Genomic DNA, 13,521 nt, shown 5'->3' with positions numbered 1-13,521 from the left:
GAGCAGGCTGACATGACAGTGGAAGCGCGCATCGCGGTCCTGCCCCCCGGGCAGGAGCGGCTCGAGCTCCGTGAGGTGACGATCGGTGAACTCGGGCCGCACGAGGTCATCGTGCGGCAGCGGGCGTTCGGGGTCTGCCACTCTCAGCTCGACCGGATCTTCGACCTCAGCCGCACGGCCCCGATGCTGCTGGGTCACGAGTCCATCGGAACCGTGGTCGAGGTGGGTTCCGCGGTCGACTACGTGGAGCCGGGGGACGAGGTGTTGACCACCTGGATACCGCGCACTCCGTTGCTGGGCCGCCCGCCCCTCCCGTCGCGGGTGCGCTTCCCCGGCGGAGACCAGGCGAGCACACACAACACCTTCACCTGGGGTACGCACGCCGTCGTCGACGAGCAATGGCTGGTCAGGGCCCCAGCGGGCACCTCGCTGGACCTCGGCGCGACCATCGGCTGTGCGGTGATGACGGGGGCCGGCGCGGTGCTGAACAGCGCGGACGTGCAGGCCGGTGACGCGGTCGCGGTGTGGGGGACCGGCGGTGTCGGCCTGTGTGCCCTGGCCGCCGCCGTGGTCCGCGGGGCGTCCCCCATCGTCGCGGTGGACGTCGACGACGACAAGCTCAAGCTGGCCCGGCAGTTCGGAGCCACGCATGCGGTGAACGCTCGGTCGGTGGATCCGGTCGCGGTCGTCCGTGAACTCACCCCGCACCAGGACGGCACGAGCGGCGCGGACCACGTCTTCGACTGCACGGGCATCGGAGCGAACATCCCGGTGAGCCTGGCCGCGGTCCGGCCGGGCATCCGGGGGGCGGGTATCCGCGGTGGCGCCGACGTCATGGTCGGTATCCCGCGGGCCAGGTTCGAGCTGAGCGCCTTCGACCTCATCAACGGGGAGAAGCGTCTGGTGGGATGCGTCGGCGGCAGTACCGAGCCGTTGCGGGACTTCCCGACCTACATCGAGTGGACCCGTGACGGGCGGTTCGACCCGAGCGCGCTGGTCACCGACCGCTACTCCCTGGACCAGCTCAACACGGCGGTGGACGACCAGCACCACGGCCGCGTCCGAGGCCGGGCAGTAGTGCAGCTGGACCTGTGACGGCGCCGGGCGAACGGCCGCGGCCCGTCGCCGCGTACGTGCAACGGGTCGCATGTGCGATGTCCGGCGTGCGCGACCGAGCACCCGACGTAGGGGGTGCGACATCTCCGAAGGAGCGAGATCACATGAGCGCTGAACGCGACCTGGACCTCCGGCACACGACGCCGGCCTTCCGCACGTTCTGCGGGGACCGTGCACTGGCGGCGCTGCCGCGGGAGCTGGCACGTGTGGGCGCCCGTCGGGCCGTCGTCGTCTGCATACCGGCCGTCGCCGCCCACGCCGAGGCGATGGGTCGCGTGCACGAGGCGCTGGGCGAGCGGTTCGTGGGCCAGTACGACGGGGTGGAGGAACACAGTCCGATCCCGTCGGTCGTCGCGGCGCGGGAGTTCCTGGCGGAGCACGGCGCCGACGCGGTGATCGCGGTCGGCGGTGGCTCCTCCGTCGTCACCGCCCGAGCGGCCACGATCCTGCTCGGCGAGGGGCAGGACGTCCGGGACCTCTGCACCCGGCGGGTCGACGGGAAGCTGATCAGCCCGAAGCTGACGGCGCCGAAGCTGCCGCAATGGGTCGTGCCGAGCTCGCCGACCTCGGCGTACGCGAAGGCGGGCGCCGCGCTGCGGGACCCGGAGACCGGTGAGCGACTGGCGCTGTTCGACCCGAAGGCGCGCGCCCAGGGGGTCGTGCTCGACCCGGCCATGGCTCTCACCGCACCGCCCCGGCTGAGCTGGTCGGCCGCGCTGAACGTGTTCTCGATGGCGGTGGAGGGCCTGCAGTCCCGCAGCGTCGACCCGTTGGCGGACGCATTGCTGGCTCATGCCCTGCGCACGGTCGTCACCTGGTTGCCGCAGGTCGCCAAGGAGCCCGACAACGCCGGTCCCCGGTTGCAGCTGATGCTCGCCGCGGTGATGAGCGGTCAGGGCACCGACTTCACGGGCGGCGGCCTGGCACAAGCCCTGTCCCATGCCGTCGGCCCCCGCTCGTCCGCGCCGAACGGCGTGGTGGAGGCGCTGCTCCTGCCGCACGCGATGCGGTTCAACAGTGAGGTGGTTCCGGACCGGCTCGCCGCGATCGCCGACTACCTGGGGATCGCCGATCGCAGTGCTGAAGGGGTCGTCGCGCAGGTCGAGCACCTGCTGGACGTGTTCGACACACCGCGCAGGCTCCAGGACATCGGCGTACCGGAGCACTCCCTGCCCGCGGTCGTCGAGCACTCCATGGACGACTGGGCCATCACCGCGGGCCCGCGGGCACCCGAGGCGGACGAGGTCCGCGCCCTGCTGACGAGCGCCTGGTAACGGCGCACCCAACACGAGGAAGTGCGATGACGACGACCGAGTCCACCACCCAGAGCGACCCCGACTCCGGGTTCGGCAAGGAACTGGCCACCGGAAAATTCACCGACGCGATGATGACCAAGATGCGCGACCTCATCGGGACCGAGCTGCGCACGGACGCCTGCGTCAACAACGAGTACGCCACCCGGCTGTCCATCCTGCGGTTCGCCGAGGGCATCGGCGACGACAACCCGCTGTGGACCGACGCGGAGTACGCGGAGCAGGGGCCCTACGGCACCATCGTCGCCCCGCCGAGCTTCATCTTCGCCTGCCTGGGATCGGTGCAGGTCGGCTGGCCGGGCCTCGGCGGCTTCCACGCCGAGACCGACATCACCTTCCACGCCCCCATCAAGGTGGACGACAAGATCACCTCTCGGGTGTGGTTCGACGGCTTCGACGACCCGATCGAGAGCAACTTCGGCGGCCGCCGGATCAAGGACTACCTGCGTCAGGAGTACACCAACCAGGACGGCGAGCTGGTCGCGCGATTCATCTGCTCGCGGATGCGCTTCGAGCGCACCGAGATGCAGAAGCGCCGTGAGGGCCGAAAGATCGAGCTCCCGCACCCGTGGACGGACGAGCAGCTCGCCGCGGTCGAGCAGGACATCCTCGACGAGACCCCGCGCGGCGCCGAGCCGCGGTACTGGGAGGACGTCGAGGTCGGCGACGAGCTCGACACCATCACCAAGGGCCCGATCGGGCTCACCGACGAGATCGCCTACGTGGCGTCCGGCGCGGCCCCGATCCCACGGCTGTCCGCGCACGGTGTCGCGCTGCGTCGTTACAAGAAGCATCCGAAGTGGGCGTTCCGGGACCCGAGCACCTTCGCTCTCGAGCCCGTGTACTCGGTGCACTACAACGACTACGCGGCCCGGCTGCAGGGTGCGCAGATCGCCTACGACGTGGGCATCCAGCGCACCTGCTGGCAGATCCACACGCTCACCCACTGGATGGGCGACGCCGGCGCGGTGAAGGCGATCCACGGTCAGTACCGTTCGCACGTCTACCTGTCGGACGTCGTCCGGCTGGGCGGCGAGGTCGTCGGCAAGGAGATCGACGCCGACGGCGACGCCGTGGTGCACCTGGAGACCTGGGCCACCAACCAGCGCGAGCAGGCCTGCATGCCCGGTACCGCGACCGTGGCGCTCCCGCGGCGCGAGGAGCAGCCATGACCGGGGAGTGGAGCGGCGAGGCGTGGGGGAAGGAGATCGGCACCGAGATCGTCCGGGGCATCCCGTTCCGGGTGTACACCGAGCGGCCCACCGACATCGGGTCGCTGCTCGCCTTTGCCGACCGATGGGGCGACCGGCCGCACATCGTGCAGGGCGAGCACGTCGTGACGTTCGCCGAGATGCGCCGGGCCGCCGAGGCGAAGGCGGCCATCCTCGCCGGGGGCGGGCTGCGCCCGGGGGACCGGGTGCTGCTCACCGGGTTCAACAGCCCTGAGTGGATCATCAACTTCTGGGCACTGGTCACCGTCGGCGCGGTGCCCGTGCTGGGCAACGCCTGGTGGGGGCGGGGTGAGGTGGCCGACGCGCTGGCGCTGCTCGAGCCCGCGCTCGTCCTCGCCGACCCGCGCGCAGCCCGTGGACTGCCCCCGGGCGCCCCCTTCGGACCGTGGGATACCCCGGCACCGGCAGCGGACGAGGAGATGGTCGGTGTGTCCCGGGCTGCGGGCCACCACGAGGACGACCCGGCCGCGTTCGTGTTCACCTCCGGGACCTCGGGCAAGCCCAAGGCCGTCGTGCTCTCGCACCGGTCCCTGCTGGCCGGGCTGCAGATGCTGCTGCACATCACCCGGCGGCTGCCCCAGCTGGTCGACTCCTCGACCGGGGACGCGGGCCTGCACACCGGCCCGATGTTCCACATCGGCGGCATCCAGACCCTGATCCGGGCGATCACGGTCGGGGACACTCTCGTCATGCCGGCCGGGAAGTTCGACCCGGCCGAGGCGTTGTGGCTCATCGAGCAGTGGAAGATCGCCCGGTGGAGCGCGGTGCCCACGATGGTCTCCCGCGTCCTGGAGCACCCGGACGTGCGGACCCGGGACCTGACCTCGATCACCTCGGTGACGGTCGGCGGGGCCCCGGTGCACGGGGAGTTTCTGGCCCAGCTGCGTGCGGGACTCCCGGGCGTCGAGCCCCGGGTCGCGACCGGCTACGGGCTGACCGAGAACGGCGGCCAGGCCACCGCGGCCTCGGGCAGGGACACCACGCAGCGCCCCGGCAGCACCGGTCGCCCGCTGCCGCTGGTCGAGCTGTCCATCCTCGATCCCACCGACCTGCAGGACGGCGAGATCCTGATTCGCTGCCCCACCCAGATGATCGGGTACTTCGGCGCCGCCGACTCCCCGATCGACGACGACGGCTGGTTGCACACCGGCGACCTGGGCACGGTCGACGACGACGGGTATCTCTGGATCACCGGACGCGCCAAGGACATGATCATCCGAGGAGGCGAGAACATCGCCCCGGCCGCGGTGGAGCACGGCCTGGCCGCCATCGACGGGGTCGTCGAGTCCGCGGTGTTCGGCGTGCCGCACCCGGACCTCGGTGAGGAGGTCATGGCTGTGGTCGTCGTCGAGAAGGATCTCTCGGCCGAGGACCTGGCGGCGGCGCTGACGGCCGGGCTGGCGTCCTTCGCGGTTCCGAGCCGTTGGCGGATCACACGGGAGCCGCTGCCCATGACCCACTCGGGGAAGATCGACAAGAAAGCGATCGCGGCCGCCGAGCTGGCCTCGACGGGAGGTATCGCGTGACCGAGGTCGTGCTGGAGACGGTGGCCGACCGGGTGGCCCTGCTGGAGATGCGACGGCCCCCGAACAACTTCTTCGACGAGGCACTGCTCACCGAGCTGGCCGACGCCTACCTCGCGCTCGACGACGGGAAGGACGTCACGGCGGTCGTGCTCGGAGCGCAGGGGAAGCACTTCTGTGCCGGTGCCGACCTGCGCGGGATGGGAGCGGCCGGGATCCGGCGGGTGTACCGGCAGGCGTTCCGGCTGTTCTCCGGGCGGACACCGATCGTGGCCGCCGTCCAGGGCGGCGCGATCGGTGGTGGCCTCGGACTGGCGATGGCCGCGGACTTCCGGGTGGCCGCCCCGGCGGCCCGGTTGACCGCCAACTTCGCGAAGCTGGGTTTCCACCAGGGCTTCGCGCTGTCGGTGACGCTCCCGAGGGCCGTCGGTCCACAGCGGGCCCAGGAGCTGTTCTACACGGGTCGCTCCGTCTCGGGTGAGGAGGCGGCCGCTCTCGGGCTCGTCGACGCCGTCGCCGACGACCCGCGGGCCGCCGCGATCGAGCTCGCGACCCGGATCGCCACCTCGGCGCCGTTGTCCGTGTCCGCCATTCGGGCCACGCTGCGCCGGACACTGGTCTCGGACGTGTCCGCCGCCCTGGACCTGGAGGCGGCCGCCCAGGCCGCACTGCTGGACACCGCGGACTTCGCCGAAGGGATCGCGGCGTCGGTCGGGAAGCGGCCGCCGAACTTCGTCGGTTCGTAATGACGAATGATCCGCCGTGGCTCGGCTAGGGTGGCGTGCGTGACCGACGACGCCACCGAGACCGAACCCGGCGGCCCGAAGAACCACCGCACCATCGACCGGGTGACCCAGATCCTCGAAGAGGTCGTCTACCACCCGGGGATCGGCTTCGCCGAGCTCTCCCGTGCCCTGGACGCACCCAAGAGTTCGGTGCACGGCTTCATCCGGGGCCTGCAGGCGAAGGGATGGCTCTACGAGGCCGACCGGCGGTTCTATCTGGGCCCCGCCATTTACGGGTTGACCCTGGCCAGCGGGCACATCCGCGCCGGCCAGGTCAGCCAGGCCGATCTGGACGCGCTGCACAAGGAGACCGGGATGACGGTCTTTCTCGGTGTCGAGGCGGGCGCCCACCTCATCTACATCGGGGAGTCCGGCACCGACGCGCTCACCGGGTTCGCCGCGCGCAGCAACATCCGGCGCAAGCTGATCAACACGGCGGGCGGCAAGGCGCTGCTCGCGGAGAAGACCGACGGCGAGCGGGACGCCTACCTACGCCGCCAGCAGGGGGAGGACAGCGAGGCGGTCTCGGAGTTCCTCGCCGAGTTCGGCGAGATCCGCAAGTCCGGCGTCGCCCGCAACTTCCGGCATCACGGCGCACAGATCGCCTTCGCCTCGGTCGTTCGCAACCAGGTCGGAGACAGCGTGGCCGCGGCGGTCCTGATCGGGCAGACCGCGGAGGTGGAGCCACGGGAGCAGAAGGTCCGCCGAGCGCTGCTCAAGCACGTCGCGTCCTGGACGCGGCGCAAGGACTCCCCGCGCGAGCCGGTCTAACCGGGCAGACCGTGGATCGGCCGGGTCAGGTCGACGCAGGCCGGGGCGACCGCCTCGAACAGGTCCGAGACCAGCGGGTCGTGCCCGGGAGCGACGGCGGTGCCCGGGCGTGCGCCGAGACTGCGGAGCTCGTCGAGCGCGCGGTAGGACGCTGCGAGGTCGGTGAAGATGTGGAACGGCCGATCGCGTTCGAGCATCTCGTAGTAGAGCGCGGCATCCGAGGCGAGCACCACCCTGCCGGTGGCGGTCGGGACGTCGACGATCAGCTGGCCGGGCGTGTGGCCGGGCAGGGTGGTCACCCGGATCCCCGGTGCGAGCTCGTCGCCGCGGCCGTCGGTCAGGTACAGCCGGCCCTCCCGGCCGAGCCGCTGGACCTGCGCGAGCTCATCGGCCTCGACCGCCCAGCCGATCGTCGTGCGGCTGCCGAGGGGGCCGGCCCAGAACTCCAGCTCCGCCCGGGCGATGCTGAACGTGGCGCCCGGGAAGAGCCCGATGTTGCCCACGTGGTCGAAATGCATGTGGGTGAGCACGACGTGATCGATGTCCGTCGCCCGCACGCCGAGCCGGGCGAGCAGCTCGAGCGGCGTCGCGGTGAAGCCGCGGCCGCGGGCCGCCGCCTTCGTCTCGCTGTAGCCGCAGTCGACCAGGACGGTGCGCGACGCGTTGCGGATCAGCCAGAAGTAGTAGCCGGTGGTGACGGGGCCGTCGGGCTCGTCGTACAGCTCGTAGCGGTAGAAGGTGCCGCTGCGGGTCGTGTTCGACCGGGTGGCGTAGCGGAGGGCGTAGACCTCGTAGAGGTCGGTCGTCGCGTCCATGTGTGCGCTCCCGTCGTCGGGGGGTCGGCGATCGGCCGGTGACCGGACACCGCGGTCGCCGCGTCGGCGTCGATCGCCATCATGACCCTGGTCCGTGGGGGTGCAGCTCGGGGGCGTGCCGCTGAGGCCGTTGACACCGCCGGGGCACGCTCGTAACGTGGTGGCCGCTATCACGATCACTAGTTCTGATATGCGAACCACCCTAACGCGGCAACAGTGACGATGCTCAAGGAGCGTGCCCGGTGATCGACCGCGACAAGATCTTCATCGACGGCAGGTGGGTGCCCTCCACCGGCATCGAGGTGATCACCGTCGTCAACCCGGTGACCGAGGAGCCGGTCGCCACCATCCCGGACGGGACACCGGAGGACGTCGATGCCGCGGCGAAGGCCGCCGCCGCCGCGTTCTCCGCCTGGTCCAGAACCTCGGTCGACGAACGGGTGCGGCTCACCGAGCGCCTCGCCGAGCTGACCGAGAAGCGGGCGGAGGAGATCACCCGCGCCGTGGTCGGCGAGATCGGCCAGCCGTACTCCGCGGCCGTCGACCAGCAGGGTGCGTTCGCGGTCACCGATCTGCGGAGCATCGTCACCAGCCTTCGCGAGATCGTCTGGTCGGAGGAGGTCGACCACACGGTCGTCGCCCGCGAGCCCGCGGGCGTCGTCGGCGCGATCACCCCGTGGAACGGCCCCATGCGGATGGTCTGCATGAAGGCGGGCGCGGCCATGGCCGCCGGCTGCGCCGTGGTGCTCAAGGGCACCGAGGTCGCGCCGCTGAGCTCGTTCATCTTCGCCGAGATGGTCGAGGAGGCGGGTTTCCCCGCGGGCGTGTTCAACCTGGTCTCCGGCACCGGGCCCGTCGTCGGCGAGGCCATCGTGACCCACCCGCTGGTCGACATGGTCTCGCTGACCGGCTCGGTCCGCGCGGGGCGCCGGGTGATGGAGCTGGCCTCGCAGGGGGTGAAGAAGGTGGCCCTCGAGCTGGGCGGCAAGTCGGCCAACATCGTCCTCGAGGGGGCCGACCTGAAGACGGCCGTCGAGGTCGGCATCGAGGACGCGTTCCGCAACTCCGGCCAGGTCTGCGGCGGACTGTCCCGGGTGCTGGTGCCGCGGTCGCGGCTGGCCGAGGCCGAGGAGGTGGCCGCCCGCAAGGCCGAGAGCTACGTGCTGGGGGATCCGTACGACTCCGCCACGACCCTGGGCCCGGTCGCCAACGTGAACCAGCGTGACCGGATCCGCAGCTACATCGAGTCCGGCCTCGAGCAGGGCGTGAAGCTGGTGACCGGCGGCCCGGAGGCCCCCGAGGGACTGGATAAGGGCTTCTTCGTGAAGCCCACGGTGTTCTCGGGCGACAACACCTCCCGCGTCGCGCGCGAGGAGATCTTCGGTCCGGTTGTCGTCATCGTCCCGTTCGACGACGAGGAGGACGCCCTCCGGATCGCCAACGACACCGACTACGGCCTCGCCGGAGCCGTCTGGGCCGAAGACGACGCGCACGCCCGGGCCGTGGCCGGCCGGCTCCGCGCCGGCCGTATCCGCATCAACGGTTCCGCGATCAACCCGCGGGCACCGCACGGCGGGTTCAAGCTCTCCGGCATCGGCCGGGAGTTCGGCCGGTACGGCATCGAGGAGTACCTCGAGTACAAGTCCATCGGCTGACCGGCATGATCTCCGTCAATGCCCGCGCCGTGGCGGGCCCCGAGGACTCGTTCGCACCGCTCACGATCGAGCGTCGGGACGTCGGTGCGGGCGACGTCCTGATCGACATCGCCTACTGCGGTATCTGCCACACCGACGTGAGCCGCTCACGCAGCGAGTTCGGCCAGACCTTCTACCCGATCGTGCCCGGCCACGAGATCGCCGGCGTCGTGTCCGCGGTGGGCCCGCAGGTGCGGCGGTTCGCGGTGGGGGACCGGGTTGGTGTCGGATGCCTGGTCGACTCGTGCAGGGAGTGCGACTACTGCCGGGCCGGGATGGAACCGTACTGCCGCAACGGCAACACCCTCACCTACAACGGCCTCGATCGATGGGGCGGACGCACCCGCGGCGGGTACAGCGAGAAGATCGTCGTCGACGAGGGGTACGTCGTCCGGATCCCGGACGAGATCCCGCTGGAGGCGGCCGCGCCGCTGCTCTGCGCCGGGATCACCACCTACACCCCGTTGCGGCACTGGAAGGCCGGACCCGGCATGCGGGTCGGGATCGTCGGGTTCGGCGGGCTGGGGCACGTGGGCGTGCCGATCTCGGCGGCGCTGGGGGCGCACACCACCGTCTTCGACATCACCTCGGCCAAGGAGCCGGACGCCTACCGTCTGGGGGCCGACGACTACCGGCTCAGCACTGATCCGTCGATCTTCGACGACCTCCGGGGTACGTTCGACCTGATCGTCTCCACGGCGCCGGCGAACGTGGACTACGACGCGTTCCTCGGCCTGCTGGCTCTGGACGGGACGTGGGTCAATGTCGGCGTGCCGACGAGACCGGTCACCCTGGACGTCTTCTCGTTGCTGAACAACCGCCGTTCGCTGGCGGGCACGCTGGTCGGCGGGATCGCCGAGACGCAGGAGATGCTGGACTTCTGTGCGCAGCACGACATCGCCGCCGAGGTGGAGGTGGTGACCGCGGACGACATCGACAAGGCGTTCGACCGGCTCGCCGCGGGCGACGTGCGATACCGCTTCGTGATCGACATCGCGACGATGGCGCGGGCCTGAACCCCGGCCGTCGAGGGACACGGCTCCCGGGCGGAGCCCACAACGTTGTGGAAGGGCTGGTCGTAGATGACGACGCACTGGGTCATCGACGCGGTGAAGCTCGGTGAGCTCCGCGGTGTCGAAGCCGAGCTGGTCTACCTCGATGATGCGACCGGGCGCAGGATCAGCCTGCCGCTGGTGATGTTCGTGCTGCGCTCGGGCGATCGGACCATCGTGGTGGACACCGGGGGGCCGGCGGACGAGGAGTTCATCCGCGGGCAGATCTCCCACGGTTATGTGGTGGAGGAGCCCGAGCTGCTGGAGAATGCCCTCGCCCGGATCGGGGTGCGGGCCGAGGACGTCGACCTGGTCGTCAACACGCACCTGCACTGGGATCACTGCTCGAACAACGCGGCCTTCGGCAACGCCGAGATCCTGATCCAGCGGGCCGAGCTGGGTCACGCCGTGGCACCGTGCTCGGGGCACCATCTCGCCTACGGCATCGGTCCGGGCGTGATCCCGCCCTTCGCGCGGTTCCTGGACCGGGTCCGTCCTCTCGACGGTGCCGCCGAGATCGCGCCGGGAGTCGGGGCGGTACCGCTGCCGGGGCACTCGCCGGGCTCGCAGGGCGTCCACGTCGCCACGGGCGAGGGCACCTTCGTGATCACCGGCGACTGCGTGGACACGTTCGAGAACTGGGAGAACGGGGGCGCCGACCACGCACTCCCGTCCAGTCGGTTCACCGACCTCACGGCCTACCGAGCCAGCCTCGCGCACCTGCGGGCCACCGGGTGGACCCCGCTGCCCAGCCATGACCACGTGGTGGTCGAGAAGTCCCGTTTCGGCTACTGACATCGCAGCGCGACCGGATCAGAGAGGAACCTCCATGCCGGTGACGGCCCCCACGACCCTGACGGGCACCCTCGCGGAGTACGCCGTGAGCACCTCGGCAGCGGCGCTGCCCGAGCAGATCCGCGAACGCGCCAAGCTCGTGATCCTCGACGAGCTGGCCAGCTCCTACTTCGGCGCGGGTTGCCGGGCGGGGCAGCTGGCCGCGGGTTACGTCACCGGCCAGGTCGCCTCCTCCGACGCGGTCGTGTACCGGACGGGCCGGCGCTCCTCGGCCGAGCTCGCGGCGCTGGCCAACGGAACTGCGGCCCATGCGGACGAGATCGACGGGGCGCACGTCGTCGGCGGTCACCCGGGATCGACTCTGGTGCACGCCGCCTTCGCGGTGGCGCAGCTACGCGGCTCCGGCGGTGCCGAGCTGATCAACGCCGTGGTACTCGGCTACGACGTCGGCACCCGGCTGATCGACGCCTGCGGCGGCACGTTCAGTCTCAAGGACACGTACCACGTGCACGCCGACTTCCTGCACGCCGTGGGCGCGGCCGTCGCGTGCGGCAGAGTTCTCGGGCTCGACGTCCGGCAGCAGGCGAACGCGATCGCGCTGGCCACGTTCCGCGCGAACGGGCTCGTCGCCCTCTTCCGCGAGGACGACCACATCAGCAAGGCCTTCTGCAACGGCCAGTACGCCTCGGCGGGTGTCGGGGCGGCCCTGATGGCCGAGGCGGGGCTGGAGGGGGTCGCCGACGTGATCGGCGAGCGGCACGGGCTGCTCGACGCCTGGGGTGTCGAGGACGGCGCCGAGCGCGTGGTGCGCGGGTTGGGGACCGAGTTCGGCATCAGCGGCGCGAACTTCAAGTTCATGCGGGCCGGCTACCCGATCCACGCGGCGGTCGAGGCGGCGCTGGCCGTCGCGGACGAGCTGGGCGCGGAGCCGGCGACGATCGAGTCGGTGCAGGTCGGGATGCCGGGACACGCGAGGCGTGTGGTCGACGGGCGGACCATGCACAACATCTGCCTGCAGGACATGATGTCGGTCGCCCTGATCCACCACGGGATCAGTCTGTCCGGCTCCTACTTCCCGCAGATCCAGAGCGATCCCGTCTTCGCCCGGCTCCGCGAGCGGGTAACCCTGCGGACCGACCCCGACCTCGACCGGGACCAGCCGGACGGCCGCGGATCGGTCGTCACGATCGCCCTCGCCGACGGCAGGAGCGGAACGCGGCGGGTCGACCACCCGCGAGGACACAGCCTGCGCGGAGAACCGACCTGGTCGGAACTCGCCGCGAAGTGGCGCGACGCGCTCCCCGGCGTCGACACCGATTCCTGGATCGCGACGGCCTCCCGTCTGGAGGACGTCGGGGACACCAGGTCGTTCGCCGAGCAGCTCGCCGACGCTCCCCGTGCCTGAGGGCTTCCGACGTTCGTTCGAGAGGATCGGTGACGTCGGCCGAACCGGCGCGCCGGCACACCCATGCCCTGCCCGCACGGGAGCAGCCGGCAGATGCGCCGGATCGCGGTCGCGCGCTTCACCGGCACCGTGATCGAGTTCTGCCTGGTCGGCCCGGTGTGCGCGTTCGGCCTACCCGCGGACCCGCCCTCGGGACCTGGCCGATGTGCTCGCCCCCGGGCCGTGACCTGGTTCCGGTGGGGGGCACGGGCAGTACCGGTGACGACCGTGCCTCCCGGACGCGGTCTCGTCGCGGTGGACTGGGGCCATGACGACGTCGACGGATACGGAGCGGCAGTGAGGCGTGATCACGAAGTACCGGGCGACCGGGTGCTGGGGCGGCGCGGACTCCTCACCGGAGGGCTCGCGCTGGCTGTGACGGGTGGCCTGACGGCATGCGGAGCTGCTGCGACACCGCCCGGCGAGCCGCCCACCGAGCTGCAGCGGGAGCGCCCCGGAGCCCGAGTCCTGCTGGCCTACTTCTCCCGAGCCGGGGAGAACTACCACTACGGTGGCCGGACGACCCTGCAGGTCGGCAACACCGAGGTCGTGGCGGGCCTGATCGCCGAACGGATCGACTGCGACCTGCACCGTATCGAGGCCGCCGAGCCGTACCCGGACGGCTACGACGACACCGTGGCCCGCAACGTGGACGAGCAGCGCGCCGCCGCCCGGCCGCAGATCGTGAACCCGGTACCGGACGTGGCGGGCTACGACGTCGTGCTGCTCGGCAGCGGGCTCTGGAACGTCCGCCCGCCCATGATCATGAACACCTTCGCCGAGGCCCTCGATCTGCGGGACCGGACCGTGCTGCCCGTCGTCACCTACGCGGTGAGCGGGATGGGGTCGGCGCCGGAGGTCTACGCCGAGGCATGTCCGGGTGCGCGGATCGGCGAGGGGCTCGCGGTCCGCGGCGAGGAGGCGGCGCAGGCCGGTCCGCAGGTCGCGGCCTGGCTGGAGCGCGTGGGTCTGGGGTAGTCC

Annotated in this window: 12 protein-coding genes; 11 read left to right on the top strand and 1 reads right to left on the bottom strand. The window is 71.1% G+C overall.

All coding sequences use genetic code 11. The annotated features are described in order from the left end of the window. Positions 1–12: 12 nt before the first annotated feature. From ACVJO7_RS29780 to ACVJO7_RS29755, 6 genes are all read left to right on the top strand, one after another. Positions 13–1,095: a zinc-binding dehydrogenase gene (locus ACVJO7_RS29780; protein WP_491675692.1), complete on the top strand. Its 1,083-nt coding sequence runs from the start codon at positions 13–15 to the stop codon at positions 1,093–1,095. A gap of 125 nt (positions 1,096–1,220) precedes the next feature. Next, positions 1,221–2,390, top strand: a complete 1,170-nt coding sequence (locus tag ACVJO7_RS29775; protein ID WP_491675691.1) for an iron-containing alcohol dehydrogenase family protein — start codon at positions 1,221–1,223, stop codon at positions 2,388–2,390. Positions 2,391–2,416: 26 nt separating this feature from the next. Further along, positions 2,417–3,601, top strand: a complete 1,185-nt coding sequence (locus ACVJO7_RS29770) for an FAS1-like dehydratase domain-containing protein (protein ID WP_491675690.1) — start codon at positions 2,417–2,419, stop codon at positions 3,599–3,601. Beyond that, positions 3,598–5,187, top strand: coding sequence for a class I adenylate-forming enzyme family protein (locus ACVJO7_RS29765; protein WP_491675689.1), 1,590 nt, complete (start codon positions 3,598–3,600; stop codon positions 5,185–5,187). Before ACVJO7_RS29770 ends, ACVJO7_RS29765 begins: the two co-directional genes overlap by 4 nt. Continuing rightward, positions 5,184–5,930 carry an enoyl-CoA hydratase/isomerase family protein gene (locus tag ACVJO7_RS29760; protein WP_491675688.1) on the top strand — a complete coding sequence of 249 codons (747 nt, stop codon included), beginning with the start codon at positions 5,184–5,186 and terminating at the stop codon, positions 5,928–5,930. Before ACVJO7_RS29765 ends, ACVJO7_RS29760 begins: the two co-directional genes overlap by 4 nt. Positions 5,931–5,969: 39 nt before the next feature. Then, entirely contained in the window at positions 5,970–6,740 is a 771-nt protein-coding gene (locus tag ACVJO7_RS29755; RefSeq protein WP_491675687.1) for an IclR family transcriptional regulator, read from the top strand. Here the strand turns inward: ACVJO7_RS29755 and ACVJO7_RS29750 are convergent. Next, positions 6,737–7,555 carry an N-acyl homoserine lactonase family protein gene (locus ACVJO7_RS29750; RefSeq protein WP_491675686.1) on the bottom strand — a complete coding sequence of 273 codons (819 nt, stop codon included), beginning with the start codon at positions 7,553–7,555 and terminating at the stop codon, positions 6,737–6,739. The two genes, ACVJO7_RS29755 and ACVJO7_RS29750, sit on opposite strands and share 4 nt — an antisense overlap. Positions 7,556–7,797: 242 nt before the next feature. On the opposite strand from ACVJO7_RS29750, the gene ACVJO7_RS29745 reads away from it, so the two are divergent. The 5 genes from ACVJO7_RS29745 to ACVJO7_RS29725 all read left to right on the top strand — a co-directional run bounded on the left by ACVJO7_RS29745 (position 7,798) and on the right by ACVJO7_RS29725 (position 13,518). After that, on the top strand, positions 7,798–9,210 hold the full coding sequence (locus ACVJO7_RS29745) for an aldehyde dehydrogenase family protein (protein ID WP_491675685.1): 1,413 nt from the start codon (positions 7,798–7,800) through the stop codon (positions 9,208–9,210). 5 nt (positions 9,211–9,215) lie between these two features. Next, positions 9,216–10,265: an NAD(P)-dependent alcohol dehydrogenase gene (locus ACVJO7_RS29740; protein ID WP_491675684.1), complete on the top strand. Its 1,050-nt coding sequence runs from the start codon at positions 9,216–9,218 to the stop codon at positions 10,263–10,265. Positions 10,266–10,331: 66 nt separating this feature from the next. Then, a complete protein-coding gene (locus tag ACVJO7_RS29735) occupies positions 10,332–11,096 on the top strand; it encodes an N-acyl homoserine lactonase family protein (protein WP_491675683.1) in 765 nt (254 codons plus the stop codon). Then, entirely contained in the window at positions 11,056–12,501 is a 1,446-nt protein-coding gene (locus ACVJO7_RS29730) for an MmgE/PrpD family protein (RefSeq protein ID WP_491675682.1), read from the top strand. Before ACVJO7_RS29735 ends, ACVJO7_RS29730 begins: the two co-directional genes overlap by 41 nt. Before the next feature lie 336 nt (positions 12,502–12,837). Beyond that, positions 12,838–13,518: a flavodoxin gene (locus ACVJO7_RS29725; RefSeq protein ID WP_491675681.1), complete on the top strand. Its 681-nt coding sequence runs from the start codon at positions 12,838–12,840 to the stop codon at positions 13,516–13,518. The last annotated feature ends 3 nt before the right edge of the window (positions 13,519–13,521 follow it).

The sequence above is a fragment of the Pseudonocardia sp. DxW genome (genome assembly GCF_058448985.1).
This window is presented reverse-complemented; position numbering and strand designations above follow the sequence as displayed.